Consider the following 26,072-nt stretch of genomic DNA (forward strand, 5'->3'; position numbering starts at 1 on the left):
TCCACTCGTGTTTCGGCCTCGTTGCGGAGGAACGGTAGAGATGAACGCTGCCCGGGTCGGGGTCATCACCTTCCCTGGTTCCCTCGACGACATCGACGCGATGCGCGCGCTACGGCTCGCCGGCGCCGAGCCGGTGGCCCTGTGGCACGCCGACCACGACCTGCGGGGCATCGACGCCGTCGTCCTGCCCGGCGGGTTCTCCTACGGCGACTACCTGCGGGCCGGCGCGATCGCGCGGTTCGCGCCGCTGATGGAGCAACTGGTCCCCGCCGCGCGGGCCGGCCTGCCGGTGCTGGGCATCTGCAACGGCTTCCAGGTGCTGTGCGAGTCGCACCTGCTGCCCGGCGCGCTGCTGCCCAACGCCAGCCGGCACTTCGTCTGCCGTGACCAGCGGCTGCGGATCGACAACGCCGACACGGTGTGGACCGCCGACTACTCCGCCGGTCAGGAACTCGTCATCCCGGTCAAGAACATGGACGGCCGCTACGTCGCCGACGAAGAGACGCTGACCGAGCTGGAGGCCGCCGGCCGGGTGGTGGCCCGCTACCTCGACCTCAACCCCAACGGCTCGCTCAACGACATCGCGGGCATCACCAACGAGGCCGGCAACGTGGTCGGCCTGATGCCGCATCCCGAGCACGCCGCCGAGTCCCTGACCGGTCCGTCCACCGACGGGCTCGGTTTCTTCACTTCGATCGTCAAGAGGCTTGTCACCACATGAGCGAACAGCCGCCCAACGAGCACGGCGGATCGCCCGACCACGGCCCCGATCAACACGTTGCCGGGCGCCCCCCGGCGGCGCCCGGCGCCGAGCCTCCCGGTCCGGTCGCGATCCCCGAATCCCCGTCCCCCGCCGCGGGCCTCGTGGCGCCGCCGCCCGCCGCACCGCAGGCCCCGGCCGCCGGGCTGGGCGCCCCGCCCGCGGGCGTGCGGCCCGCCCCGCCCACCGCCCCGTCCGACCTGCCGCCCAGCTACTCGCCGGCCCCGCACCGGCCCGCGGCGGAGCCGTGGCCCGAGGCCGGCGCACCGGAGTTCTCCGGCACCGCGCCGCAGCCGTCCCGGCCCGCCGTCCCGCCGGAGGCCCCGCCCGCGGCGGAGCCGTGGCCCGAAGCCGGCGCACCGGAGTTCTCCGGCACCGCGGCGCAGCCGTACACCCCGGCCGCCGCACCGCGGCCGCAGGCCGGGTACGAGGCGCAGTCCTACGTTCCGGCCGCCGAGCCGCAGGCCGGGTACGAGCCGCCCCGGGCCCCGGAGCAGCCCGCGCCGCAGGCCCCCGCCGAATGGGACGGGACGATCCCGGTGCCCGCCACGGCGGCGCCCGCGGACTCGGTGTACCACCCCCAGGCCCCGGAGCCGGTGCCGCCCGTACCGCGGCCCGCGGAACCGCCCGCGACGGCGACCGACACGGTGGACGGCGCGCGGAACACGCCCGACCGGCCGCTGCCGTACGTCGAGCTGGGCATGAAGGACGACGAGTACGAGCGGGTCAAGCAGATCCTGGGCCGCCGCCCCACCTCGGCCGAGCTGGCGATCTACTCGGTCATGTGGAGCGAGCACTGCTCGTACAAGAGCTCCAAGGTGCACCTGCGCCAGTTCGCCGACAAGGCGCCGCAGACCGACGCGCTGCTGGTCGGGATGGGAGAGAACGCCGGGGTCGTCGACGTCGGCCAGGGCTGGGCGGTCACCTTCAAGGTCGAGTCGCACAACCACCCGTCCTACGTCGAGCCCTACCAGGGTGCGGCCACCGGGGTCGGCGGCATCGTCCGCGACATCATCTCGATGGGCGCCCGCCCGGTCGCGGTGATGGACTCGCTGCGGTTCGGCCCGGCCGACGCGCCCGACACCAACCGGGTACTGCCCGGCGTGGTGGCCGGCATCGGCGGCTACGGGAACTCCCTCGGCCTGCCCAACATCGGCGGCGAGGTCGTCTTCGACCCCTGCTACCTGCAGAACCCGCTGGTCAACGCGCTCTGCGTGGGCGTCCTCAAGCACGAGGACATCAAGCGGGCGACCGCCCCCGGGCCCGGCAACCAGGTGATCCTGTTCGGTGCGGGCACCGGGCCGGACGGCATCGGCGGGGCGTCCGTGCTCGCGTCGGCGACCTTCGACGAGGCCAGCGCGCAGAAGCGGCCGTCGGTGCAGGTCGGCGACCCCTTCATGGAGAAGCTGCTGATCGAGTGCTGCCTGGAGCTGTTCGCCGAGGACCTGGTGGTCGGCATCCAGGACCTCGGTGCGGCGGGCGTCTCGTGCGCGACCACGGAACTGGCCGCGGCCGGTACCGGCGGCATGCACGTGGACCTCGACCGGGTGCCGCTGCGCGACCCCACGCTGCGTCCCGAAGAGATCCTGATGAGCGAGTCGCAGGAACGCATGATGGCCGTGGTCGAGCCCGACCGGGTCGCCCGGTTCCTGGAGATCTGCGCCCGCTGGGAGGTGCCCGCCACGGTGATCGGCGAGGTCACCGACACCGGGCGGCTGGTGATGACCTGGCGCGGTGAGGTCATCGTCGACATCCCGCCGGGCACCGCCGCCGACGAGGGGCCGGTGTACGAGCGGCCGTACGCGCCGCCCGCCGACCTGGAGCAGATCCGGGCCGACACCCCCGGCCGGCTGGCCCGCCCGTCCAACGCCGACGAGCTGCGCCGGACCGTGCTGTGGCTGGCCGGCTCGCCCAACCTGGCCAGCAAGACCTGGGTGACCTCGCAGTACGACCGCTACGTGCGGGGCAACACCGTGCTGGCCATGCCGGAAGACGCGGGAGTGCTGCGGATCACCGAGCCGTCGGCCGCCACCGGCGGCGTCCCGCCCGAGGCCGTCGAGAGCAGCCTGGGCATCGCGCTGTCCCTGGACGGCAACGGCCGCTACGCCCGGCTCGACCCCTACGCGGGGGCGCAGCTCGCGCTGTCGGAGGCATACCGCAACGTGGCGGTCACCGGAGCCCGCCCGCTGGCGGTCACCAACTGCCTCAACTTCGGCTCGCCGGAGGACCCGGGCGTGATGTGGCAGTTCGCCCAGGCCGTCGAGGGGCTGGCCGACGCCTGCCTGCGCCTGGGCATCCCGGTCACCGGCGGCAACGTCAGCTTCTACAACCAGACCGGCAGCGCGGCGATCAACCCCACTCCGGTCATCGGAGTGCTCGGGGTGCACGACGACGTGCGCCGCCGGCTGTCGATGGCGTTCGCGGCCGAGAACACCACGCTGGTGCTGCTGGGCCAGACGCGCGAGGAGTTCGGCGGGTCCGAGTGGGCGCACGTGGTCTACGGCCACCTGGGCGGCCTGCCGCCGCTGGTCGACCTGCAGGCCGAGGCGGCGCTGGCCTCCGTGATCAGCTCGGCGGTGCTCGACGGGCTGCTGGCCGCCGCGCACGACCTGTCCGACGGCGGCCTGTCCCAGGCGCTGGTCGAGTCGTGCCTGCGCGGCGGGCTGGGCTGCCGGGTGACGCTGCCCGGAGACCCGTTCACCACCCTGTTCAGCGAGTCGGTGGCCCGCGCGGTGGTGGCCGTCCGGCCCGGCGGTGAGAGCCGGCTGGCCGCGCTGTGCGAGGCGGCCGGGGTCCAGGCCACCCAGCTCGGGGTGATCGGCGGCGACTCGCTGACGGTCGAGGGGCTGTTCTCCATCCCGCTCTCCGAGCTGCGCGAGGCGCACGAGCACCTGATTCCCAGCTACGCCGGCTGAACGAACGGAACGGCCCGGCGCGGGTGCGCGCCAGGCCTTTTCCATGCCCGGCCGGTCGGGACGATGACCGGCCGGGCGCTCGTCCCTCGCGGGCCGCTCCGCTCGCTCGTCGGCTAGGAGCTGTGCTTATGGGCTCCCAGCCTCCTCGCTCGCTGCGCGGACTGCTCGTCCCTCGCGGGCCGCTCCGCTCGCTCGTCGGCTAGGAGCCGATCTCCTTGCCGTGGCGGTGCCAGACCGAGACGACGGACGGGCGGGGCTGGTCGCCGTCGGGCCAGCGGCTGACGGGGTTCTCCGGGCTGGCGGTGCCGCCCTCGCCGGGGTGCTGCACCGCGACGAAGACCGTCCGCTGGTCGGGGGTGATCAGCGGGCCGCAGGTCTCCGCGGCCAGGGGCACGGTCAGGAACTGCCGGACGTAGCCGCGCTCCCTGCCCTCGACCGGCATGGCGAACAGCCCGTCGTTGGTGCCCAGGGCGTTGCCGTCGGTGGAGATCCACAGGTTGCCGTCGGAGTCGAAGGCCAGGTTGTCCGGGCAGGAGATCGGGCTGACCTTGGACTTGTCGAAGCCCGCGAAGTAGGTCGTCGGGTCGGACGGGTCGCCGCAGACCAGCGGGACGCTCCACCGGAACTTCGTGGCGCCGACGTCGTTGCGGTCCTCGACGATCTCCAGCACGTGGCCGTGCTTGTTGCCCGGCCGCGGGTTGGCCTCGTCCACCTGGGCGGCGGTCCGCGCGGTGTTGTTGGTCAGCGCCACGTAGATGGCCCCGGTCTTGGGGTTGCGCTCCATGTCCTCGGGGCGGTCCATCTTGGTGGCGCCCACCTTGTCGGCGGCCAGCCGGGTGTGGATCAGCACCTCGGCGGCGGTCATCCCCGGGACGTAGCTCTTGTCGCCCCGCACCAGCGGGATCCACACGCCGGAGCCGTCGAAGGCGCCGTCGGAGGGCAGCTCGCCGGAGCCGTCGATCTCGGCCGGGGGGCTGTCGCCGGTGAGCCGGGCCACGTACAGGGTGCCGTGGTCGAGCAGCGTCATGTTGTGCCGCCGGGAGCCCCGGTGGTACCGCTCGGTCGACACGAACTTGTAGATGTAGTCGAAGCGCTCGTCGTCACCCATGTAGATGACGGCCCGGCCGTCCTTGGACAGCGAGCTGTTGGCGGCCTCGTGCTTGAAGCGGCCCAGGTGGGTGCGCTTGCGCGGCGCGGCGTGCGGGTCGTAGGGGTCGATCTCCACGATCCAGCCGTGCCGGTTGGCCTCGTTGGGGTGCTTGGTGAGGTCGAAGCGCTCCTCGACCCGGTCCCAGCGGCGGCCGGGCAGCGCGGAGGTGCTGATGCCGTACCGGGCCAGCGCGGGCTGGGCCTCGGCGGGCACCCCGGCGCTGGCGCCGAAGTACTGGTTGAAGTTCTCCTCCGCGGTGAGGATCGTGTCCCACGGGGAGACGCCACCGGCGCAGTTGTTCAGCATGCCGAGGACCGTCCGGCCCTTGGGGTCGGCCTGGGTGCGCAGCAGCGGGTGGCCGGCGGCGGGGCCGGTGAGCTCCATCCGGGTGGAGGTGGTGATGCGCCGGTTGAAGCGGCGGCTGCCCCGGGTCTCCAGCTTCCACTGGCCGCTGCGGCCGGCCCGCACGATCTCGACCAGCGAGCCGCCGTGCGCGGCCATCGCGATCTTGATCTGCTCCTCGGTGGCGGTGGCGCCACCGGTGTAGCCGCGGAACATCAGCTCTTCGTTGGTGTACTCGTGGTTGACCCACAGCAGCGCGCGGTCCTTCCCGAGCGGGAAGAACGAGACGAAGTCGCAGTTGTAGCCGAACTGCCGGGCCTGGGCGGCGGCCGTCTGCTTCTCGAAGTCGAACGCGGGCGCGCCGGGCAGCACCGGGTCGCCCCAGCGGACGACGACCGAGGACTCGTAACCGGGCGGGACGGTGACCTTGTCGTCCTTGTTGGGCGGCACCGGGGTGAAGCGCAGCCGGGAGCCACCGCCCCAGCCGGGCCAGTGGCCGTGGCCACCGGGGTGGGTGTGCGCGGCCGCGGGCGCGGCGGACAGCGCGGCACCGGCGCCGACGACCAGCGCGCCGAGGGCCCCGGCGCGGAGCATCCCGCGGCGGGAGATCTGCTCGGCGATGATGTCGCCGAAGTACGAGTTGGCGCTGGTGTTGGGCACCGGGTGATCGCACGCGTTGCCGCAGCGGTACTGGCACGTCATGGCACTGCGCCCGCCCGCGTGGGGCACCGCGGCGAGCGGAAGCGGGCGACGGAAGTCTGGGCTGCTGGAAGGGGGCAGGACCACCGGGTTTCCTCCTGGTCACGATGATTCATCGTGACGCTACTGAAGCAGGGAGATCCCCGGGGGAACGGCAGGTGAACGACGCACGTTCCGTTTTGTCGGATTTGCTGAGATCAGAAGACGGAAACGTGCACGTGGTCGTAGTGGTTCTGCGTGATGCTGCCGCGATCGCCCATCATCTTCCACCCGGCGCCGGTCCTGAAGTCGTAGATGCGCTGCCGCCAGATGATGTACATGACGCCCATCCGGGACCCGTTGCGGATCAGGTAGTTGGACACCTGGTCGCCGTGCGCCATCCGCGCCGAACTCGGCATCGAGCCTGCGGTGCTCTCCATGAAGTCGCAGGCCCGACCCTTGCCGTGCTCACCGGGGTCGCCGGCGCGCATGCAGCCGATGATCGGGAAGGGGCCGAACTCGGTGTCGATCTCGGCCTTCACCCGCGCCATGCGCGGCGTGATCCCGCCCATGCCGATGCTCGGCGACTCGGGCTTGTACTTCTTGAGCAACTGCTGGACGCGGGCCTTCTGCGCGTTGAGGTCCTTGATGGCCTTCTCGAGCTTGTCGATCCGGGCCCCGGCCTCCTGCTGGGCCTTCTCCTGCGCGGTCACCAGAGCCTGGATCTGCTGCACCTTCGCCGCGTGGTTCTGCGACAGGTGGTCGGCCATCGTGGCGCCGCTGAGCATGGTGCTCGGGTCGTCGGTGGCCAGGATCGCCACCGACGGCTCGATGCCGTTGCTGATGTAGCGGGCGGCGGCGAGCTGCGCGACCACACCGCGCGCGGCGGCCAGGTCGTCGCGCAGGGCGTCGGCTTTTTGCAGCGCCCTCTTGGCGTCGTTGCGGGTGTCGCGCAGTTCCTCGAGCTCGCCCCGGTACTGGCGCTCGAGTTGCTGGATCTGCTTGGTCAGCCGGTTGACCTTGGCGATGTCGCCGGGCGCGGCCGCCGCGGGGGCGGCGCCGGCCGTGGAGCCGGTGAACATCGTCAGGGCACCGATCGCCGACGCCAGAGCGAGCCCGGTCCGGCGCGGGCGCCACCGGGGCACCACACGACAGAGCAGGGGTTCACGGGACACGCTCTCACACTCCTTTCCTCGGCCGGCCGAGCGCGGACACGGTGGACACAACCGGTACGCGTAGGCGGGCCCGCAGGGTTCGATGACCCCGGCCAAGACTGCCCAGCAGGCGGCCAGGACGTCAGCGACCCGATGCCGGTGAACGGTAAAGAACCGTCACATGCATCGCCAAGATTAAACCCATCACGGCGTCTGTGCGGCCCCCGCCCCGATTTGGCGGGTAGATCGCGCGCACCCGATCACAACCCACCCTGGTTGAGCAGCCGATTCGGTGTGCCGGCCGGCAATCCCGCGATTCTGCCGGCGGTCGCGGTGGCGTACAGCCACCGCTGGATCGTGGCGAACGGCGCCGCGCCGTGCACCGACTGGTAGAGCGCGGCCACTCCGGCGACGTGCGGGGCCGCCATCGACGTGCCGCTGAGCGAGGCGTGGTAGGGCGCGGTCGGGTAGGCCGACAGGACCGCGGAGCCGGGCGCGTGGACGTCCACGCACCGGCCGTGGTTGGACCAGGCGGGGCGCCGGTCGGCGGAGGTGGTGGCGCCGACGGTCATCACCTGGGCCGCCCCGGCCGGCGACTGGGTGCAGGCGTCGACGCCCGCCCCCCGGGTGTCGCCGTTCCCGGCGGCGGCCGTCACGAAGACGCCCGACCGCGCCAGGCCGGTGACCGCGGTGTCCAGCGCCGGCGACCTGGGCCCGCCCAGGGAGAGGTTGGCCACGGCGGGCTTGACCGCCCACAGCCGCACCCAGCTCACGGCTGCGATGACGTCGGAGTAGGGGGCGTTCCCGGTGCAGTCGAGCACCTTGACCGAGCGCAGCCCGACGCCCTTGGCCACCCCGTAGGTCCGGGCGCCGATGATGCCCGCCACGTGCGTGCCGTGGCCCGCGCAGTCGGCGGCGTCCCCGACCAGCCGCGGAGCCACCCACGAGGTGGCGGCCCGGCCGCCGAACTCGGCGAGCGAGGTGTTGACCCCGCTGTCGATCACATAGGCGGTGACGCCCTCGCCGGTGGCCCGGTAGGTGTAGGACCCCGACAGCGGCGGCGTCCGCTGGTCGATGCGGTCGAGCCCCCAGGGCAGCGGCGCCCGCTGGACGGCGGACGCCCGGGCGATCTGGTCCTGCTCGATCGCGGCCACGTCGGGGTCGTGGCGGAGCCGGTCGAGCTGGGCGGGCGACAGCCGTGCCGCGAACCCGGTCAGCGCGCCCGCGTAGCGGTGGACGGCCGCGACGCGGGCCCGGCCCGTCGCGGCCGCGACCGGGCGGCCCGGCCGGAGAGTGACGATGTACCGGCCGGAGATGGGGACACCGGCGGCCGCGGCGACCCGGACCGGTTCCGGCCCGGCCGCCACGGGGGGCGCCGACAGCGCGACGGCGGCGAGCGCACCGGCGAGCAGGGCGCCTCGGGGGGTGGGGCGCACGACGAGTCTCCTAGACGAGGAGGGGGACGAAGTGCACCCTAACGGAGCCACCCGGTTGACCTGGCTACATATCCTTGCGTGTTCGGATGGTCACTATCCGCGCGTCAGTGTCGCCTGGTAGGTCAGCGCGGTGCCCGGCCGCTTCCAGGCGTACTGGAGAGAGCCGTCCTGCTGCCGGGTGACGACCACCGATCCGCTGGTGCAGCCCCGGCTGATCTGCAGGTCCATCTCCAGCCGCTGCTCGGTGCCGCGCTTGAAGGTGAGCGTGCCCCGGCACCGGTTGCGCGGGTAGACGACGGCGGCGGTGGCCTGGCCCGGCTGGAAGGTGACCTGCACCGGGAAGGACGCGTTGCCCCGCTGGGCGTTGATGGCCGTGCCGCTCCAGGTGCCGGCGAACGCCTGCGGGACGCTGTCGACCGGCGCGTTGCCCGCGGCGGTCGACGGGCTCGGCGAGGGCGTGGCCGGGGAGTCGTCCAGCTGCGGCCAGAGCACCAGCGCGATCAGCACCACGCCGGCCAGCACGCCGATCCCCACCGAGGCGATCACGCCGAGCGCCCGGTTGTTCTTCCGGCCGCCCCCGCCGCCCGCCGCCGGCCGGGGGGTGTCGGGCTCCCATACCGGCGGCAGCAGATCCTGGATCGCGGTCGAGTTGTGGTCTTCGAAGGTGACCGGGCCCACCGGGGCGGGGTGGGGCACCGGCTCGGCCGCGAGCGTTTTCGCCTCGGTGACCATCGCGTCGGGCATCGCGGAGACCAGGTCGTCCAGCCCCAGCAGCCGGTCGAGGATCTGGCGGGCGCTGGGCCTGCGCCCGGGGTCCTTGGCGAGCGCCTCCGCCACGATGCCGCGCAGCGAGGGGGGAAGCTCGGTGAGATCCGGCTCCTCGTACATGATTCGCTGCATTACGGCGGGACCGGAATCATCGCCGAACGGCAACCGGCCGGTGGCGGCGAAGACCATCGTGCCGCCCCAGGCGAACACGTCGGCGGCGGGTCCGACCCCGACCCCGCTGAGCTGTTCGGGCGCCATGAAGGCCGGATTGCCGGCCATCGCCGGGCCGGCCGCGCCGACCTTCTCCAGCGCCTGCGCGATGCCGAAGTCGACCACCCGCGGGCCGTCGACGGCGAGCAGCACGTTGCCGGGCTTGAAAGCGTGGTGCACCACTCCGGCCAGGTGGAGGGCGGTGAGCGCGGTGGCGGTGCCGACCGCGATCCGCTCCAGTGCGTTCGGGCCGCGCGGGCCGTCCTGGTCGACGAGCCGCTGGAGGGACGGGCCGTCGACGAACTCGCTGACGATGTACGGCCGTTCGCCGTCCAGGCCGACGTCCAGCAACGAGGCCACGCCCTGGCTCTGCGCCTGCTTGGCCTGGTCGAACGCCCGGGTGAACAGGGTCCGGGTCACCGGGTCGTTCGACGGCAGGACGCGCAGCAGCTTGACCGCGACGGACCCGCCGGCCGGGCTGCGGCCGAGGTACACGGTGGCCTGGCTTCCCTCACCGGCCAGCCCGACGATCTCGTAGTCGCCGAGCTGTTCGGGATCGCCGGGCCTCAGTGGCCGGGCATCGGGCATGGAAACCTCCGCGTACTGCCCCATGGTGATGTGGTCTGGTCCTTTTTACCGTTTCACAACGGGGGGCAGGGACCGGATACCGTCGAACACGATGTCTCGAATTCAGCTCAGTTCCACCGCGCTCGATGCGCAACTGGCGGAGCTCGGCCTCCCCCCGTACTCCGGGACCGACGAGCCGGCGGCGCTGCGGGCGGCCTGCCTCGACGCCGTCCTGGCCGCCTGGGACGCCGGCGCCGAACCGCACCGGCCGGTGCTGAAGGGCGCCGTGCGGCTGCTGCTCGACCGGCTCGCGGCGGCGGCGCCGGGCCGTTCGGTGGAGGTGCGCGTCCCGCCGTACGCGGCGGTGCAGTGCGTCGAGGGGCCCCGGCACACCCGGGGCACCCCGCCCAACGTGGTGGAGACCGACGCCGTCACCTGGATCGGGCTGGCCACCGGCCGGACCGGCTGGGCCGAGGCGGTCGCCGACGGGCGGGTCCGGGCCACCGGCCCCCGCGCCGACCTGTCCGGCCGGCTGCCGCTCTAACGGCGCTGGGCGAACGGGAACTCGCGCTCGATGCACTCCTGCTTGGCGGCGTCGTCCGGATAGCGCACCGGGTCAGCGCACTCGGCGGCCTGGCTGAGCAGCCAGACGAGCACCGCACCGCCCACCGCCAACGTCAGCAGCGAGGCGACGATGCCGCCGACCGCCATGGCCCGGTCCGGGCCGCGCTTGACCGCCAGCCCGCCCAGGACCAGCCCGACCAGTGCGGCGATCATGCCCGCGCCGCAGAACAGCAGCAGGGGCAGACCCGACAGACCGAGCGCGAGCGAGGCCACGGCCATGCCGTTCCGCCGGGTCGGAGCGGTCGAGCGAATCTGGTAGCCGGACATGCTCATGGGGACGAACCTCCTGGACGCGATGCTTCAAGGCTCGCGCGTCCAGGGCCGCTGACGTCCGCACCAACGGCAACACTCCGGCAAAGGTCGGTTAAGGACCTGTGCTGATCGAAGCAGATCGAAGGGCCAATACACTGAGTGGTGTGCCTCATCCTGATGGACGACTGAGCCACGACTTCGACCCCTCCGATCGCCCCCCGCAGGACGCCTGCGGGGTCTTCGGGGTGTGGGTCCCGCCCGGCGAGGCCGAGGCGGCCGAGGTCAGCAAGCTCACCTACTACGGCCTGTACGCCCTCCAGCACCGCGGCCAGGAGTCGGCCGGCATCGCGGTGAGCGACGGTGCACGCATCGTCGTCTACAAGGACATGGGGCTCGTCGCCCAGGTGTTCGACGAGCCGGTGCTCAACACGATGCGCGGCCACGTCGCGGTCGGGCACTGCCGCTACTCCACCACGGGCTCTCCCACCTGGGAGAACGCCCAGCCGACGCTGCGCTCGACCGACACCGGCAACCTGGCGCTGGCGCACAACGGCAACCTCATCAACACCCCGGAGCTGGCGGCCCGGCTGGACCCCGCCACGCTCGTCGGAAGCAGCGACACCGAGGTCCTCACCGCCCTGCTGGCCACCCGCGAGGGCGGCCCGCTCGCCGCGGCGGCCGAGATCCTGCCCGTCACCCGGGGCGCGTTCTCCCTGGTCTTCATGGACGAGGGCACCCTGTACGCCGCCCGCGACCCGGAGGGCATCCGCCCGCTGGTGCTGGGCCGGCTGGAGCGGGGCTGGGTGGTGGCGTCCGAGACCGCCGGGCTGGACATCGTGGGCGCGCAGTTCGTCCGCGAGGTGGAGCCGGGCGAGCTGCTGGCGATCGACGCGGACGGCGTGCGGAGCCAGCGCTTCGCCGAGCCCCGGCCCAAGGGCTGCCTGTTCGAGTACGTCTACCTGGCCCGTCCCGACACCACCATCTCCGGCCGCAGCGTCCACGCCACCCGGGTGGAGGTGGGCCGCCTGCTGGCCCGCGAACACCCGGTCGAGGCCGACCTGGTGATCCCCACGCCCGAGTCGGGCACCCCGGCGGCGATCGGGTACGCCGAGGCGTCGGGCATCCCCTACGGCCAGGGGCTGGTGAAGAACTCCTACGTGGGCCGCACGTTCATCCAGCCCTCGCAGAGCATCCGCCAGCTCGGCATCCGGCTCAAGCTGAACCCGCTGCGCGAGGCGATCGAGGGCAAGCGGCTGGTCGTGGTCGACGACTCGATCGTGCGCGGCAACACCCAGCGCGCCATCGTCCGCATGCTGCGCGAGGCGGGTGCGGCCGAGGTGCACGTGCGGATCTCCAGCCCGCCGGTGGCCTGGCCGTGCTTCTACGGCATCGACTTCGCCACCCGCGCCGAGCTGATCGCGGGCAACCTCTCGGTGGACGAGATCCGCGCCTCGATCGGTGCCGACACGCTGGGCTTCGTCTCGCTCGACCACCTCATCCAGGCCACCCGGATCGCCAAGGACAGCCTGTGCCGGGCGTGCTTCGACGGCGTCTACCCGATCCCGGTGGACGAGGCCGCCCGCGGCAAGCACGTCCTCGAGGGCACCCGCTCGTGACCGAGCGGGCGAGCACGTACGAGGCCGCCGGCGTCGACATCGCGGCCGGAGAGCGGGCCGTCGAGCTGATGAAGTCGCGGGTGGCCGCGGCCCGCCGCCCGGAGGTCGTCGATGACGCCAGCGGGTTCGCCGGGCTGTTCGACGCCTCCGCGCTGGCCCGCTACCGCCGCCCGCTGCTGGCGACCTCGACCGACGGGGTCGGCACCAAGGTCGATCTGGCGCGGCGGCTGGGCCGCTACGACACCATCGGCCACGACCTGGTCGGCATGGTGATCGACGACCTGGCGGTGTGCGGGGCCGAGCCGCTGTTCATGACCGACTACATCGCCTGCGGCAAGGTGGTGCCCGAGCGGATCGCCGACATCGTCGGCGGCATCGCCGAGGCGTGCGCGCTGGCCGGCTGCGCCCTGGTCGGCGGCGAGACCGCCGAGCACCCGGGGCTGCTGGAGCCCGACGAGTTCGACCTGGCGGGCGCGGGCACCGGCGTGGTGGAGGCCGACGCCCTGCTCGGCCCCGACCGGGTCGGCCCGGGCGACGTGGTGCTCGGCCTGGCCTCCTCGGGTATCCACGCCAACGGGTACTCGCTGGTCCGGCACATCCTGGCCACCACCGCCGCGACGCTGGAGACGGTGCCGGCGGAGCTCGCCCGCCCGCTGGGCGAGGAACTGCTCGTCCCGACCCGGATCTACGCGCGCGACTGCCTGGCGCTGGCCGAGGCCGGGCTGGTGCACGCCTTCGCGCACATCACCGGGGGCGGGCTGGCCGCCAACCTGGCGCGCTCGCTGCCGGGAACCTGCGACGCGGTGCTGGAACGCGCCTCCTGGACGCCGCCGCCGATCTTCACGGTGCTCCAGGGACACGGCGCGGTCCCGCAGCCGGAGATGGACAAGACCTTCAACCTGGGGGTCGGGATGGCCGCGATCGTCCCGGCCGGCGCGGCCGACCGGGCGCTGGCCCTGCTGGCCGAGCGCGAGGTGCCGGCCTGGATCCTCGGCGAGGTCGTTCCGGGCACCGGAACCGCCGAGCTCGCCTGATCCGATTGAACCGTCCATCCTTCGGGTTACATCTCACCCGTATGCGAATATGTCACCAGGGCCTGCGGGTGGTGGGCGCGCTCGTCCGCCTGGCGATCCGGTGGGCGGCTCCGGGGCTGGTGCTGGTGGCACTGGCCGGGTATGTGCTCCTGCTCCCGACGGGGTGGTCGTACGCGAGCACCGCGAAGCACCGGGGAACGCCTGAGACGGTCCGGCCCGCCCCGGTGGCGCTGGTGCTGGGCGCGGGGATCTGGGACGGCCGGCCGTCGCCGATGCTGTCGGACCGGCTCGACCTGGCCGCGGACCTCTACCGGCGGGGCAAGGTCCGGGCGGTGCTGGTGTCGGGCGACAACCGGATCAGGGAGTACGACGAACCCACGGTGATGCGCGACGACCTGATCGGGCGCGGTGTGCCGGAGCGGCGGATCGTCCGCGACTTCGCCGGGCTGGACACCTGGGACTCGTGCGCCCGGGCGAAGCGGATCTTCGGCGTGCGGCGGCTGATCGTCGTGACGCAGGACTTCCACCTGCCACGGGCGGTGGCGCTCTGCCGGGCGGCGGGACTCGACGCGGCCGGGGTGGGTGCGGCCAGCGCACGGCGCTACGGGGTCACGGCGCTCGCCGGCTATCTGCGCGAAACACCGGGCATGCTCAAAGCGGTGGGCGACATCGTGCGGCAGCCGGACCCCCGGCTGCTGGGGCCGGCCGAGCCCGGCGTGACCCGCGCGCTGGACGACGAGCCGGTGAGCTGATCAACAGAACACCACCACCCCGCGAGAAGGCCGGGGTGGTGGCGTCAGTGCCGGGACGGTTCAGCGCCCGGGCGAGCCATCTTGGTGGTCGCCCTCATCACCGTACTCGTCGGCGTAGTCGGAGTACTTGTCGCTCAAGTCGTCGTAGGAGTCGTCACCCGAGTCCGCGACTCCCAGTTCCTCCTTCAGGCGGTCGAGATCCGTGCCGCCGCTGTTGTACTTCAGCCGGCGTGCAACCTTCACCTGCTTGGCCTTGGCTCGGCCGCGCCCCATGGCTCGACCCCCTCGATGGTCAGGGCCTCGTGGGCCCCATCAACGCTCGCGTACGCCTTGCACCGACGTCGAACGAGCCGTACGTCAGTCCACGGGTACAACCGTACCCGTTTTGCGCCCGGCTCGGTACGTCGTCAGTACGGGTGGCGCTCGCTCGCAACGGAGGACACCAGTGTATCGGTTGACCCGCGCGACCCTGACCCGAGGTGACGCCGAGGTGACGATGAACGGCCTGTGACCAGGTCAGGAGTCCAGCCAGATACCTTTCAGCCGTCCGATGTCGGACATCCGCCGCTCGGCCATCCGGTCGGCGGCGACGGCCGGCGGGACGCCCTCGGCGGCGGCCAGCGTGAAGATCCGGCTGGTGGTGTCGTAGATCTGCTGTGCCCGGGCCTTGGCCCGCTCGAAGTCGAATCCCGCGATCTCGTCCGCGACCTGGATCACGCCGCCGGAGTTGACCACGTAGTCGGGGGCGTACAGGATGCCGCGGTCGGCCAGCGCCTTCTCCACGCCCGGGTGGGCGAGCTGGTTGTTGGCCCCGCCGCAGACCACCCGCGCGCGCAGCGCCGCCACGGTCTCGTCGTCCAGGGAGCCGCCGAGCGCGCAGGGGGAGAAGACGTCGAGGTCGGCGCCGGCCAGTTCGGCCCGGCCGGCGACCACGTCCACCTCGGGGTGCCGGGCGCGCACCCGCTCGATGGCCCGCTCGCTCACGTCGCAGATGACGATCTCGGCGCCCTCGTCGCGCAGGTGCTCGACCAGGCGGTGGCCGACCTTGCCGACGCCCTCGATGCCGACCCGGCGGCCGCGCAGCGCGGGTGAACCCCAGGTGGCCTCGGCCGCGGCCCGCATGCCCTGGTACACGCCGTAGGCGGTCAGGACCGAGGAGTCGCCGGCCCCGCCGTGGGAGACGGTGCGCCCCGTCACGTAGCGGGACTCGCGGGCGACGACGTCCATGTCCTCGCTGTAGGTGCCGACGTCGCACGCGGTGTAGTAGCGGCCGTTCAGCGACTGCACGAACCGCCCGTACGCCCGCAGCAGCGCCTCGGACTTGTCCGTGGCGGGATCGCCGATGATCACGGCTTTCCCGCCGCCGAGGTCGAGCCCGGCCATCGCGTTCTTGTAGGCCATCGCCCGGGACAGGTTCAGCACGTCGGTGAGGGCGGCGTCCTCGGACTCGTAGGGGTAGAAGCGGGTGCCGCCCAGCGACGGGCCGAGCGCGGTGGAGTAGATGGCGATGATCGCACGCAGCCCGCTCGCCTGGTCCTGGCAGAAGACGACCTGTTCGTGCGCTGGGCCTGAACCCTGGTGGGGGGACCCGAAGACATTGGTCACGGTGGTGACTCCTTTCGTCCAAGGATCAGCGTAGAGCCCCGTCACGGAGCCGCGGCGTCCGGCGACACCGGTACTTCTGCGGAGTGGACGCCTCCCCTCGGGGACCGTCTCGTGCCACGATGCGTGGGTGCTTCCGTACGCCGCCTACCTTCGGGTTTACGAGCCGGTCAGCGTGTTTCCGCACCCTGAGCGGGCGCTCTGGGCCGCGTACGCGGACTCCCCGGCCCGGCCGCGGCGGTCCGAGGCGCTGGCGGCCGAGCAGGAGGACACCCTGCGCCGGCTGCTGGCCCGGCCGCCGGTGGCGGTGCCCGACACGGAGAGCCGGAACGCGTACGTGCTTCGGTCGGGCGGCGGGGTCTACGTCTGCCCGTGGCAGACGCGGCTGCGCATCTGGCGGGCCTTCGACCGGTTCCGCGACACGCTGCCCAAGGACGTGGCGCGGGTGGCGCTGCCGCCGGGTGCGGCCGACCGGGCCCGGCTGGAGTACGAGCGGTGGCAGTGCGAGGGCCACGGCGTCCGTGCGCACATCCAGACCAGCACCTGGCACGTGCCACTGGCGTGGTTCGTGCCGTTCGCCCCGAACGAGCGCTGCCTGGTGCTCGGCGGCCCGGCGGAGGGCTCCGGGCAGGCCACCGCGGCGGCGACGCGCACCCTCACCTACGTCACCTCGATGGACGAGGCCCGGCGGCGGCTGACCGACGGGCTCCAGGTGGTGCGGGGCGGGCTGGGCGAGGGCTTCGCAGCGAGCCAGTTGCTGGCGCTGGGCCACTGGCTGGCCGAGTTCCACGCGGACTCGCTGGTGGAGCTCGACTACGGCGGGCTGGTACACCTGTGCGACGACGACGCGCTGCGCGGTGACGAGTCGGTGGCCGAGGTGGCGGTGGCGCTGGCCGCGATGGAGCGCGGGGAGGTCGAGCTCACCGTGGCGATGTACAAGCGGTTGCTCGCTCGCTGGCGGCCGGTGCAGGCCCTCGAATCAGCGAACTGAGCCCAATTTGCCGAATCCGCACGCCATGCGACTATACGTGTCGCTAGACTCACGCAGCGTGACGCAGTCATCACGAACACGCAGTTACAGGCTGAGACTTGCTTGTGGCGCTGAGTGATGGCAAGGTTACACCTTGTGATGTCATAGTTGGCTCTATAGGGCCATACGGGACATCCGAGACCACGCGAGATCAATCGCAAGGATCGCTGTCATCGGTCCACGGAGGAGAGGCCGCACACATGTCAGCACGTACGCCAGAGGCCGAGCCCCTGCTGACGCCGGCAGAGGTGGCGACGATGTTCCGCGTCGACCCCAAGACCGTCACCCGGTGGGCGAAGGCCGGCAAGTTGACGTCCATCCGGACCCTGGGGGGACACCGGCGTTACCGGGAAGCCGAGGTGCGGGCCCTGTTGGCGGGAATTCCGCAGCAGCGCTCGGAATGACCGCCGGCCCCCGGCCGGTGAATTCGTAGGCGCGATGTCACGGTGCGCGACCGCCTGGCGGTCGCGCACCGGGTGGGACGCCCGTCCGTGTGCCGTGGTGGTTCACGGACCACGGGCGGGCGTGCCGCCGGTACCGCGCGGGCGGGCGAGCCGCCGAGTCCATCGGGGGCCTCGGCGGAGCGTCCGGCGCGGTGGTCGTCAGCCCTCCTCTTCCCGGGCCAGCCGGGAGAGGATGGCGGCGATCTCCGGATCGTGCTGCCCTGCGACCCGCATCAGCGCGATGAGCTGGTCGATCAGCAGTCGCTCCAGGTTGCTCCGGTCGATGTCCTGGTGTTCCAGCCAGTCGAGGCCGGCGGTCTCGACCGAGGCCATCCAGGAGCGCGTGCTGATCCGCAGCACCGGGCCGGGCGTCTCGACGCTCAGCCCGGTCAGAATGCGGTCCAGCAGCAGCGTCCGGATGCCGTCGACGATGTCACCGACCTCGCCGGCCCGGTCGGCGGGCCCGCCGCGCAGCAGCGCGGTGAATCCCGCCGCGTGGCTTTCCACGAAGTCGAAGTAGCGGCTGAGCGACAGGACGAGCCGCTCCAGCGGCTTGCCCTCTGTCGGCGGTTCGAGTAGCTCTGACAGCTGGTTCGCCGCGCTGCGCAGCGCGGCGACGTAGAGCTCGTACTTGCCGCCGAAGTAGTGGTAGACCAGCGCCCGTGAGGCGCCCGCGGCGGCGGCGACGTCGTCGATCGACACGTCCTCGGGCGGCCGGGCGCTGAAGAGTTCGAGCGCGGCCACGATCAGCTCGTCGCGCCGTTCGTCGACACTCAGCCGGCGCCGGCCGCGCTGGACGGTTCCAGTTGCCCGGCCACCGTTCGCCGGGCGCTTGCTGGCCGCCCGCTGGCCTGCCACTGAGCGTTCTCCCACCCGCGAAGGGTATCCGAGGCGCACCGGAGCACCGGCCGCTCGGGTCCACCGTGGCGCGGCGACGTGAGATGCGCCGCGTGACGTTAGGTGGTGCGATCGACGCCTTGCGTGATCATGGGCTCCTGGTGGCTCGCTGGAACCCCATGATCCACCGGTTGATCGGGCATGATACGGGAGTGCTCGGCCGGATGGGCGTCTTGTGACCAGGGTCACCACCGGCCAGAAATCGTATTGACGACAGACCGATACCCGCGCTCGCGGCACTTTGCGGCGAGTGCGAGGCATCATGGCATCTCCTCCGATGTGAGGAAAGGCGGCCCCGGCGGTCACCTCGGCGGCGTCCTCCCGCGCGGGAGGGTTCCACAGTGGTCACCGGAGCCGCCAAGGCGGCAGGTCCTGCACGTCTCCCCCCGACAGGAGTGCCATGTCAGATGGCGAAGTCAACCCCCCGCGACCAGGGGGCGGAGGAGCGGTGACTCCCCCCGCTCCCGACCGGCCGGGCGCCGTCCCCACGCCCAAGCCCACGATCCGCAACGTCGCGGAGCGCGCAGGTGTGTCCAAGTCACTCGTCTCGCTCGTCATGCGCGGCTCACCGCATGTCAGCGAACGCCGCCGGCAGGCCGTGCTGAAAGCGGCCCGTGAGCTGGGCTACCGCCCCAACGCGGTCGCCCGCAGCCTGGTGGAAGGGCGCACCCGCCTGATCGGCGCGATCGTCGCCGACCTGCACAACCCGTTCTTCGCCGAATTCCTCGACGGCCTGCAGGAGAGCCTGCACGGCGAGGGCCTGCGCATGCTCGTCGGCAGCGGCCGCTGGGACCCGCTGTTCGAGGCCGAGGCGGTCGAGGCGTTCCTGGAGATGCGCGTCGACGGCCTCGTCCTGCTGAGCGTGGTCCCCGACTCGCTCAACGAGGCCGCGGCCAGCGTGCCCGTGGTCGTCGTGGGCGAGCGCGACGTCGGCGGGGTCGACATCGTGGTCGACGACGACGAACTCGGCGCCAGCCTGGCCGTCGACCACCTGGTGGAACTCGGCCACCGGCGGATCGCGCACATCGAGGGCGCCCGCTCGACCACCGCCCGGTACCGCCGGGCCGGGTACGAGGCCGCCATGGCCCGGCACGGCCTGGCCGACCAGGTGATCGTCGAGCCGGGCGACTTCACCGAGGAGGGCGGCTACCGGGCGGCCCGGGCGCTGCTCACCCGGGAACCCCGGCCCACCGCCATCTTCGCGCCCAACGACCTGGTCGCGACCGGGGCGCTGTCGGCCGCCGACGAGCTCGGGCTGAAAGTGCCGGGCGACGTCTCCATCGTCGGCTACGACAACACGCACCTGGCCGCGATCCGGCACATCTCGCTGACCAGCGTCGACCAGCCGCGCCGGGACATGGGGCGGGCCGCCGCCGAAATGCTCTGCGCCCGGATCGACGTGCCCGGCAAGGAGCCCCGGCAGACCCTGGTCATGCCGCACCTCGTCGTCCGGTCCACCACCGGTCCCGTCGCTGCGGGAGCCCTCTGAACGGTCGATCTCCGGTCATGGATGGGCCAAACCCGGCGCCCGGCACCGGGTGGAAAGGAGTCAATGGACTCACCGATCCCAGGGGGTCTTTCATGCGTGATCCAGAATTGGTGTCGTGCGCGCAGGTCGCGGCGGGTGAGCTGGAGCGGGCGTGGTCGCGGTGGCGGCACTCGCGCGGTCTGGCCGGTCAGATGACGGGATCCGTCGCCAGCTACGTGTCACACTCGATCGACCATCCGTGGGGGCGTCCCCGGGTGGTCCTGGGGCTGGACGCCGACGAGGCGCGCGCCCTGGCGGCCTTGCTCGGCCGGGAGGACCCGTTGCTCTGATGCCGATTCGATGATCCCGTTTGACGTATTCCCGTCCGTGTGCAGACTTGCAGGGTCAGTAACGGGACGGTCACGGGGAGAGCACACGGTGATCTACGGTCGGAAGTTCGCCACGGGCCTGACCGCCCTGGCCCTCGGGGCGCTGACGGCCTGCAACGGGGCCCCGTCCCCCGGCGGCTCGCCGGTCGGCGGTGGCGGTGGCGCGCGGCCCCCCACGGCCGCGGCGGACGGCCCGAGCCGGGCATCCCGGAACCTGCCGAACGACCGGTCACTGCGGGGCAAGGTCATCGTGGTCGATCCCGGGCACAACGGCGGCAACGGCGGCAACCCGTCCTACATCAATCGCCAGGTCGACGTGATCAACGGCCGCAAGGCGTGCGACACCACCGGCACCGCCACCGCGAGCGGCTACTCCGAGGCGGCCTTCAACTGGGACGTCTCCACCCGGCTGGTCAAGGAACTGCGGGCGCGCGGTGCCCGGGTCCTGCTCACCCGCACCAACAACACCGGCGTGGGCCCCTGCATCACCGAACGGGCCGCCATCGGCAACCGGGCGAAGGCCGACGCCGCGGTCTCCGTGCACGCCGACGGGGCGCGGCCGAGCGCGCGCGGCTTCCACATCATCCAGCCCGGCCGGCTCAGGGGCCACAACGACAAGATCATCGCCCCCTCGGCTCGGCTGGGCCGGGCGCTGCGCGACGCCTACCGTGCGGGCACCGGCGTCCCGTACTCCAACTACCTGGGCGCGAACGCCATCGACACCCGCACCGACCTGGGCGGGCTGAACCTGTCGACGGTGCCGAAGGTCTTCATCGAGTGCGGCAACATGAAGAACCCCGGTGAGGCCGCCAAGTTCACCGACCCCAAGTTCCGGCAGCGCGTCGCCGACTCACTGGCCGACGGGTTCACCGCCTACTTCAACGGCTGAGCCGCACCGGAGCGCCGGGCCGCACGGCGGTCGCGGGCGCACCTCGCCGGGACCGGCCTGCCGGCGCGGGAAGGCCACATCGCGCCGGCGGGCCGGGGCCGGCCCCCGCTTCGGGGTCATGAGCAGCGGCGGTGGTCCGGCAGGATGGGCGGGTGGACGAGGCGCTGAAGCGGGTGCGCACCGCGTTCGAGCGGGCGGAGTACACGGTCGAGGGGGTCCGGGCACTGCTCGGCCCGGTGGCCGGCGGGGCGCTGGCCCGCGACGAGATCGTGCCCGCGCTGCGGGCCACCCGGGACGGCTCCCCGCTGTCCGATCTGGTGCGGTTGTTCTGGTTGCAGGTGCCGGTGCCCGCCCCGGCCGGCATCGCGGACGACCTGGTCGCGACCGGGCTGGCCGAGCGGTCGGGGGGCGAGGTGCGGGCGCTGCTGCACGTCGAGCCGGTCGAGGGGGTGCGCGGTGGCCACGCGGGTTACGCGGTCTCCGACCGCAAGGTCCGTCCCGGCGCCGGGACGCTCCGCCCCGACCATGTGGTGGGGGCCGGCGGTGCCTCGGCGAGCCTGGCGAACCTGGTGGTCGAGCGCCCGTTCGGCACCGCGCTGGACGTCGGCACCGGCTGCGGCGTGCAGGCACTGCATCTGGCCGGCCGCGCCGCCCGGATCACCGCCACGGACGTGAACCCCCGGGCGCTGGAGCTGACCCGGCTGAGCCTGGCCCTGTCCGGCGCGACGGCGGAGCTGCTACCCGGCTCGTTGTACGAGCCGGTGGCCGGGCGCTCCTTCGACCTGATCGTGTCGAACCCGCCGTTCGTGGTGTCCCCGGACGGCCGGTACACCTACCGGGAGTCTGGCCTGCCCGGGGACGAGGTCTGCCGCCGCCTGGTCGCCGGCGCCCCCGCCCACCTGGCCGAGGACGGCTGGTGCCAGCTGCTGGCGAACTGGCTGCACGTCGAGGGGACGCCCTGGGCGGAGCGGGTCGGCGAGTGGGCCGCCGCCGCGGGCTGCGACGCGTGGGTGGTGCAGCGCGACGTCCAGGACCCGGCCGAGTACGCCGAGCTGTGGCTGCGCGACTCGTGCGAGACGGGCACGGCGGAGTACCGGGCCCGCTACGACGCCTGGCTCGACCACTTCGAACGGCACCGGGTGACCGGGATCGGCTTCGGCTGGATCAGCCTGCACCGCGGCGGCGCCGACCGGCCCGGGGTGCGGGTCGAGGAGTTGCGGCACGCCGTCGAGCAGCCGGTCGGCGGGTACGTGTCCGCGGTGCTGCGTGGCCTGTCCGCCCCGTTCTCGCCCGCCGGCGCCCTGCGCACCGCCGCCGGGGTGGTGCAGGAGCAGGTCGGCCCGCCGGGCGCCGAGGACCCGGAGCGGATCGTGCTGCGCCAGGCGAACGGGCTGCGCCGGGCGGCCGGGGTCGGGACGGTCGAGGCGGCGCTGGCGGGGGTCTGCGACGGCACGCTGCCGCTCGGCCCGCTGCTGGACGCCATCGCCCAGCTGATGGAGCTGCCCGCCGAGCAGGTCCACGCGCATGCCGAGGCCGTCCTCCCCGAGCTGATCGCCGACGGGTTCTTCGAGCCCGCCTGACCAGGGTGGACGGAGCGGCGCCGGAGAGCCCCGGCGCGCCGGACCACGGTTCTGCCGCGGGCCGCCGGATCGGACGGGGCGGCGGGCGGGTGTCCGGTCAGGGCGGAGCGGGCGAGGGCGCCGGTCAGCCGCGCCGGCCGTCCGGTCAGGGCGGAGCCGAGGATGGTGCCGGTCAGCCGCGCCGGGCGTCGGCGAGGGTGCGGAAGGCGCTGCCGCGTAGCCGGCGGGACAGGCCGTGGTGGACCCGGTACGCCCAGAGCGGGCCGTCGTAGATCATGCCGGTGTAGCCCTGCACCAGGGTGGCGCCCGCGCGGATCCGCTCCCAGGCGTCGTCGGCGGTCTCCACCCCGCCGACGGAGATCAGCACGAGCCGGTCGCCGGCCCGCTCGCGCAGCCGGCGCAGCACCTCCAGGGAGCGCCGCTTGAGCGGTGCCCCGGACAGCCCGCCGGTCTCGCCGGTCAGCCGGGGGCCGCTGGCCAGCCCGTCCCGGGAGATGGTGGTGTTGGTGGCGATGATGCCGTCCAGCCCGAGTTCCAGGGCGAGGTCCGCGACCGCGTCCACGTCGGCGTCAGCGAGATCCGGGGCGATCTTGACCAGGAGCGGCACCCGGCGCGGGGCGAACCGGTCGGCGGCCCGCCGCACGGCGGTCAGCAGCGGGCGCAGGTGCTCGACCGCCTGGAGGTCGCGCAGGCCCGGGGTGTTGGGGGAGCTGACGTTGACCACCAGGTAGTCCGCGTACGGGGCCAGCCGCTCGGTGCTCGTCACGTAGTCGCCGATGGCCTCGTTCTCGGGGACCAGCTTGGTCTTGCCGATGTTGATCCCCACGACGGTGCCGGGGGCGCGGACGCGCAGCCGCTCGGCCGCCGCGGCGGCGCCCTCGTTGTTGAACCCCATCCGGTTGATGATCGCCCGGTCGCGGGCCAGCCGGAACAGCCGCGGCCGGGGGTTGCCCGGCTGGGGTTGCCCGGTGACGGTGCCGATCTCGACGAAGGCGAACCCGAACGCGCCCAGCGCCTCGTACGCGCGGGCGTCCTTGTCGAAGCCCGCCGCCAGCCCGACCGGGCCGGGGAACTCCAGCCCGAGCGCGCTGACGGCCAGCGCGGGGTCGCGCGGGGCCAGCCGGCCGCGCAGCAGCGGGACCACCCCGGGCACCCGCTGCAGGACGCCCAGCAGCGCGAGCGTCAGGTGGTGGACGCTCTCGGCCGGCAGACGCTTGATCACCAGTGCGAACACGAGTCGGTACATCGCCCCGATCCTCCCACCCGGTGATCTCCCCACCCGCACCCGGTCCCATCCGCCGGACCGGTGTGTCGGGCGGTCAGGTCCGGCGGAAGGGGGCGGTGACCTGGCGGACGGCCTCCCGGGCCTCGTGCCGGATCCGGCGGGCGGGTTCGGCGACCGCGACCCGCCAGGTGGACCGGACGGCGCGGCCGACCGGCCGCAGGACGGTGTCCCGGGTCCACCGGGCCGGGGCGACGACGAAGATCCGCCACGCCCACCGGACGGGCTCGACGACCAGCGTCCGGCCGGTCCAGACGGCGCCGCGCCAGACGGCCACGACCGGGATCACGATCAGCACCCGGCCGAGCCAGGAGAGCACCCGCCAGGCCCACCGGGCGGGCTCGACCACCAGTGTCCGGCCGGCCCAGACCAGCCCTGCCCAGATCCACCGGGCCGGAGTGACGATCAGCGTGCGGGCCGTCCAGACGAGACCGGCCCAGAGCAGGCGGGCCGGGACCACGATGAGGAAGTGCAGCACGCGCCCGGCGGCCCACCAGGTCCAGCCCGCGGCGGCGGCCAGCGCGTTCCCGACGAGCGCGGCCAGCCGGCCGAGAAGCGCCAGCGGCGGCCACAGCACGTACCGCCACAGCGCTCGCGCGGGCACGACCAGGGCGTGGTGGCCCAGCCAGGCCAGCGCCTGGACGAGCATGGTCAGCGGCCGCACCACCAGGTTGGCGAACAGCCAGACCAGACCCCGCCCGAGCGGCAGCAGCACGTTGGCGCCGAACCAGCACAGCGGGTTCCAGAACCCGTTGACCGCCAGCCAGACCAGGCCCAGCCCGAGTGGCAGCAGCACGTTGGCGCCGAACCAGCGCAGCGGGGCCCAGACCAGGGTGGCCGCCAGCCAGGCCAGGGCCCGGCCCAGGGGCACCAGCGTCCAGCGGTACAGCCACCCCATGAGCCGGCCCACGGGCGCGAACAGCCGGGCGGGGGACAGCAGCCGCACCAGCTCGTACGCCAGCCGCAGCGGCACCACGATGATCACAGCGAGGATCCGGGCGGGGACCACCAGCCAGGCGGGTCCCGTGGCGGGACGCGGTTCGACCGCCGGTGACTTCTCCAGATCGACCATCGACGCTGCTCTCCCATCCGGAACCTGAACCTTGTCAGTTTGGACGCAAAAGCGGCGGTTTGGTTCATTCGGGTGCCGTATTGGCGGTCAGTCAAAGCTTCCGTTCTCGGGTGAACCCGCCCGGCACTCCGTCCCGTACTGCCTGACGACCCCGAGGAGAGCCGGCACTCCTCGGGGTTACCAGAGCCTCGGGACCAGCCCTCCCCACGGAAGGTATGACGATGGAAGCTCGACGCTGGGCCGTGCCGGCGGCTGTCGCGATCTCCGCGACGCTGCTCCTGACCGCCTGCGGCCAGGAGCCCGCCGGAAAGCGAAACGTCGCCGCCGGATCGACTCCTACCGCCGAACCCTCGGCCGACCCCTCGGACCCGCCCAGCCAGGTCACGCTCGTGGCGGCGGAGGACCCCAAGCTCGGCCGGATCGTGGTGGACGGTGCCGGCCGCACCCTCTACCGCTTCGACAAGGACACCCCCAAGCCGCCCAAGACCGCCTGCCTGGGCGACTGCGCCAAGACGTGGCCGCCGGTCACCTCCACCGACGTCTCGGTCAAGAACCTCGACGGGCGGCTCGTCGGCGAGGTGATCCGCCCCGACGGCACCCGCCAGGTCACCCTGAACGGCTGGCCGCTGTACCGCTACATCAAGGACACCGCCCCCGGCCAGCTCCGCGGCCAGGGCGTGGGCGGCACCTGGTTCGTGGCCGCCCCCAACGGCAAGAAGGCCGGCGTCGTCCAGACGTCGCCGTCGCCCCGGCCGACCCCCAGCCCCGTCTGGCGCGGCAGGACCGCCCTCAGGGTCGTCAACGACCCGACGCTCGGCAAGGTCGTGGTGGACGGGCAGGGCCGCACCCTCTACCGCTTCGACAAGGACACCCCCCGGCCGCCCGTGTCCAACTGCCTGGGCGCCTGCGCCAAGACATGGCCACCGGTCACCTGGACCAAGAACATGACGCTGACCGGCATCGACCGGGGCGCCATCGGCAACATGATGCGCAAGGACGGCATCTGCCAGGTCACCCTGAACGGCTGGCCGCTGTACCGCTACATCAAGGACACCCGGCCCGGCGACACCCTCGGCCAGGGTGTGGGCGGCACCTGGTTCGTGGCCGCCCCCAACGGCAAGAAGGCCGGCGGCGGCACCACGACCGGAGGCGGCTACTGACC

The 26,072-nt window shown here is 73.0% G+C and carries 23 protein-coding genes; 13 read left to right on the forward strand and 10 right to left on the reverse strand.

The genetic code is table 11. The annotated features are described in order from the left end of the window. Positions 1-40: 40 nt before the first annotated feature. Entirely contained in the window at positions 41-721 is a 681-nt protein-coding gene (purQ, locus tag DPM19_RS18360; RefSeq protein WP_111869176.1) for a phosphoribosylformylglycinamidine synthase subunit PurQ, read from the forward strand. Positions 722-1,461: 740 nt separating this feature from the next. Further along, positions 1,462-3,675: a phosphoribosylformylglycinamidine synthase subunit PurL gene (gene purL / locus DPM19_RS18365; RefSeq protein ID WP_111869371.1), complete on the forward strand. Its 2,214-nt coding sequence runs from the start codon at positions 1,462-1,464 to the stop codon at positions 3,673-3,675. Positions 3,676-3,874: 199 nt separating this feature from the next. Here purL and DPM19_RS18370 read toward each other — a convergent pair whose 3' ends face one another. From DPM19_RS18370 to DPM19_RS18385, 4 genes are all read right to left on the reverse strand, one after another. Next, complete coding sequence (locus tag DPM19_RS18370; protein WP_111869177.1) at positions 3,875-5,869, reverse strand: PhoX family protein; 1,995 nt, start codon at positions 5,867-5,869, stop codon at positions 3,875-3,877. Positions 5,870-6,063: 194 nt separating this feature from the next. Beyond that, the gene (locus tag DPM19_RS18375) at positions 6,064-7,020 is read right to left on the reverse strand and encodes a coiled-coil domain-containing protein (protein WP_233510411.1); all 957 of its coding nucleotides are present in this window, start codon (positions 7,018-7,020) and stop codon (positions 6,064-6,066) included. Between the two features lie 239 nt (positions 7,021-7,259). Further along, complete coding sequence (locus DPM19_RS18380; protein WP_111869178.1) at positions 7,260-8,435, reverse strand: S8 family peptidase; 1,176 nt, start codon at positions 8,433-8,435, stop codon at positions 7,260-7,262. Positions 8,436-8,528: 93 nt separating this feature from the next. Continuing rightward, a complete protein-coding gene (locus tag DPM19_RS18385) occupies positions 8,529-10,001 on the reverse strand; it encodes a serine/threonine protein kinase (protein ID WP_158566813.1) in 1,473 nt (490 codons plus the stop codon). A gap of 91 nt (positions 10,002-10,092) precedes the next feature. Here DPM19_RS18385 and DPM19_RS18390 point away from each other — a divergent pair, with 91 nt between their 5' ends. Next, positions 10,093-10,524 (forward strand): sterol carrier family protein, encoded by a 432-nt coding sequence (locus DPM19_RS18390; RefSeq protein ID WP_111869180.1) that lies wholly within the window; start codon positions 10,093-10,095, stop codon positions 10,522-10,524. On the opposite strand, the gene DPM19_RS18395 is transcribed toward DPM19_RS18390, so the two are convergent. Next, entirely contained in the window at positions 10,521-10,877 is a 357-nt protein-coding gene (locus tag DPM19_RS18395; RefSeq protein WP_111869181.1) for a hypothetical protein, read from the reverse strand. The genes DPM19_RS18390 and DPM19_RS18395 overlap by 4 nt on opposite strands. 143 nt (positions 10,878-11,020) lie before the next feature. Here DPM19_RS18395 and purF point away from each other — a divergent pair, with 143 nt between their 5' ends. The 3 genes from purF to DPM19_RS18410 are packed head-to-tail and all read left to right on the forward strand — an operon-like array spanning position 11,021 to position 14,258. Next, on the forward strand, positions 11,021-12,472 hold the full coding sequence (gene purF / locus DPM19_RS18400; protein WP_111869182.1) for an amidophosphoribosyltransferase: 1,452 nt from the start codon (positions 11,021-11,023) through the stop codon (positions 12,470-12,472). Further along, positions 12,469-13,506 (forward strand): phosphoribosylformylglycinamidine cyclo-ligase, encoded by a 1,038-nt coding sequence (gene purM / locus DPM19_RS18405; RefSeq protein ID WP_111869183.1) that lies wholly within the window; start codon positions 12,469-12,471, stop codon positions 13,504-13,506. The genes purF and purM overlap by 4 nt, the downstream gene beginning before the upstream one ends. Before the next feature lie 41 nt (positions 13,507-13,547). After that, positions 13,548-14,258: a SanA/YdcF family protein gene (locus DPM19_RS18410; protein WP_111869184.1), complete on the forward strand. Its 711-nt coding sequence runs from the start codon at positions 13,548-13,550 to the stop codon at positions 14,256-14,258. A 60-nt stretch (positions 14,259-14,318) separates the two neighbouring features. Here the strand turns inward: DPM19_RS18410 and DPM19_RS18415 are convergent, their stop codons facing one another. Together DPM19_RS18415 and DPM19_RS18420 are read right to left on the reverse strand one after the other, a co-directional pair. Then, a complete protein-coding gene (locus DPM19_RS18415; RefSeq protein WP_111869185.1) occupies positions 14,319-14,531 on the reverse strand; it encodes a DUF3073 domain-containing protein in 213 nt (70 codons plus the stop codon). Positions 14,532-14,774: 243 nt separating this feature from the next. Next, positions 14,775-15,863 (reverse strand): Glu/Leu/Phe/Val family dehydrogenase, encoded by a 1,089-nt coding sequence (locus DPM19_RS18420; RefSeq protein WP_111869186.1) that lies wholly within the window; start codon positions 15,861-15,863, stop codon positions 14,775-14,777. A 127-nt stretch (positions 15,864-15,990) separates the two neighbouring features. On the opposite strand from DPM19_RS18420, the gene DPM19_RS18425 reads away from it, so the two are divergent. Both DPM19_RS18425 and bldC read left to right on the forward strand, forming a co-directional pair. Further along, positions 15,991-16,851, forward strand: coding sequence for a hypothetical protein (locus DPM19_RS18425; protein WP_111869187.1), 861 nt, complete (start codon positions 15,991-15,993; stop codon positions 16,849-16,851). Positions 16,852-17,090: 239 nt separating this feature from the next. After that, on the forward strand, positions 17,091-17,294 hold the full coding sequence (bldC, locus tag DPM19_RS18430) for a developmental transcriptional regulator BldC (RefSeq protein ID WP_012850682.1): 204 nt from the start codon (positions 17,091-17,093) through the stop codon (positions 17,292-17,294). A 198-nt stretch (positions 17,295-17,492) separates the two neighbouring features. Here bldC and DPM19_RS18435 read toward each other — a convergent pair whose 3' ends face one another. Further along, complete coding sequence (locus tag DPM19_RS18435; RefSeq protein WP_233510413.1) at positions 17,493-18,206, reverse strand: TetR/AcrR family transcriptional regulator; 714 nt, start codon at positions 18,204-18,206, stop codon at positions 17,493-17,495. Positions 18,207-18,630: 424 nt separating this feature from the next. On the opposite strand from DPM19_RS18435, the gene DPM19_RS18440 reads away from it, so the two are divergent. The 4 genes from DPM19_RS18440 to DPM19_RS18455 all read left to right on the forward strand — a co-directional run bounded on the left by DPM19_RS18440 (position 18,631) and on the right by DPM19_RS18455 (position 22,556). Beyond that, positions 18,631-19,719 (forward strand): LacI family DNA-binding transcriptional regulator, encoded by a 1,089-nt coding sequence (locus DPM19_RS18440; protein ID WP_407642551.1) that lies wholly within the window; start codon positions 18,631-18,633, stop codon positions 19,717-19,719. A gap of 92 nt (positions 19,720-19,811) precedes the next feature. Next, positions 19,812-20,048, forward strand: a complete 237-nt coding sequence (locus DPM19_RS18445; RefSeq protein WP_111869189.1) for a hypothetical protein — start codon at positions 19,812-19,814, stop codon at positions 20,046-20,048. An 88-nt stretch (positions 20,049-20,136) separates the two neighbouring features. Beyond that, positions 20,137-20,976, forward strand: a complete 840-nt coding sequence (locus tag DPM19_RS18450) for an N-acetylmuramoyl-L-alanine amidase (RefSeq protein ID WP_233510421.1) — start codon at positions 20,137-20,139, stop codon at positions 20,974-20,976. Positions 20,977-21,128: 152 nt separating this feature from the next. After that, a complete protein-coding gene (locus DPM19_RS18455) occupies positions 21,129-22,556 on the forward strand; it encodes a DUF7059 domain-containing protein (protein ID WP_111869191.1) in 1,428 nt (475 codons plus the stop codon). A 172-nt stretch (positions 22,557-22,728) separates the two neighbouring features. Here the strand turns inward: DPM19_RS18455 and DPM19_RS18460 are convergent, their stop codons facing one another. Both DPM19_RS18460 and DPM19_RS18465 read right to left on the reverse strand, forming a co-directional pair. After that, the gene (locus tag DPM19_RS18460) at positions 22,729-23,802 is read right to left on the reverse strand and encodes a quinone-dependent dihydroorotate dehydrogenase (protein ID WP_111869192.1); all 1,074 of its coding nucleotides are present in this window, start codon (positions 23,800-23,802) and stop codon (positions 22,729-22,731) included. Between the two features lie 73 nt (positions 23,803-23,875). Beyond that, positions 23,876-24,910, reverse strand: a complete 1,035-nt coding sequence (locus tag DPM19_RS18465) for a hypothetical protein (RefSeq protein ID WP_111869193.1) — start codon at positions 24,908-24,910, stop codon at positions 23,876-23,878. A 221-nt stretch (positions 24,911-25,131) separates the two neighbouring features. On the opposite strand from DPM19_RS18465, the gene DPM19_RS18470 reads away from it, so the two are divergent. After that, entirely contained in the window at positions 25,132-26,070 is a 939-nt protein-coding gene (locus DPM19_RS18470) for a hypothetical protein (RefSeq protein WP_111869374.1), read from the forward strand. The last annotated feature ends 2 nt before the right edge of the window (positions 26,071-26,072 follow it).

Origin of the sequence: Actinomadura craniellae (genome assembly GCF_003289645.1) — a bacterium.
Classification (GTDB): domain Bacteria; phylum Actinomycetota; class Actinomycetes; order Streptosporangiales; family Streptosporangiaceae; genus Actinomadura_D; species Actinomadura_D craniellae.

Coding starts and splice junctions, on each gene's coding strand:
- purQ (WP_111869176.1), top strand. CDS start 41: ATGAACGCTGCCCGGGTCGGGGTCATCACCTTCCCTGGTTCCCTCGAC.
- purL (WP_111869371.1), top strand. CDS start 1,462: ATGAAGGACGACGAGTACGAGCGGGTCAAGCAGATCCTGGGCCGCCGC.
- DPM19_RS18370 (WP_111869177.1), bottom strand. CDS start 5,869: ATGACGTGCCAGTACCGCTGCGGCAACGCGTGCGATCACCCGGTGCCC.
- DPM19_RS18385 (WP_158566813.1), bottom strand. CDS start 10,001: ATGCCCGATGCCCGGCCACTGAGGCCCGGCGATCCCGAACAGCTCGGC.
- DPM19_RS18390 (WP_111869180.1), top strand. CDS start 10,093: ATGTCTCGAATTCAGCTCAGTTCCACCGCGCTCGATGCGCAACTGGCG.
- DPM19_RS18395 (WP_111869181.1), bottom strand. CDS start 10,877: ATGAGCATGTCCGGCTACCAGATTCGCTCGACCGCTCCGACCCGGCGG.
- DPM19_RS18410 (WP_111869184.1), top strand. CDS start 13,548: ATGCGAATATGTCACCAGGGCCTGCGGGTGGTGGGCGCGCTCGTCCGC.
- DPM19_RS18415 (WP_111869185.1), bottom strand. CDS start 14,531: ATGGGGCGCGGCCGAGCCAAGGCCAAGCAGGTGAAGGTTGCACGCCGG.
- bldC (WP_012850682.1), top strand. CDS start 17,091: ATGTCAGCACGTACGCCAGAGGCCGAGCCCCTGCTGACGCCGGCAGAG.
- DPM19_RS18440 (WP_407642551.1), top strand. CDS start 18,631: ATGTCAGATGGCGAAGTCAACCCCCCGCGACCAGGGGGCGGAGGAGCG.
- DPM19_RS18445 (WP_111869189.1), top strand. CDS start 19,812: ATGCGTGATCCAGAATTGGTGTCGTGCGCGCAGGTCGCGGCGGGTGAG.
- DPM19_RS18460 (WP_111869192.1), bottom strand. CDS start 23,802: ATGTACCGACTCGTGTTCGCACTGGTGATCAAGCGTCTGCCGGCCGAG.
- DPM19_RS18465 (WP_111869193.1), bottom strand. CDS start 24,910: ATGGTCGATCTGGAGAAGTCACCGGCGGTCGAACCGCGTCCCGCCACG.
- DPM19_RS18470 (WP_111869374.1), top strand. CDS start 25,132: ATGGAAGCTCGACGCTGGGCCGTGCCGGCGGCTGTCGCGATCTCCGCG.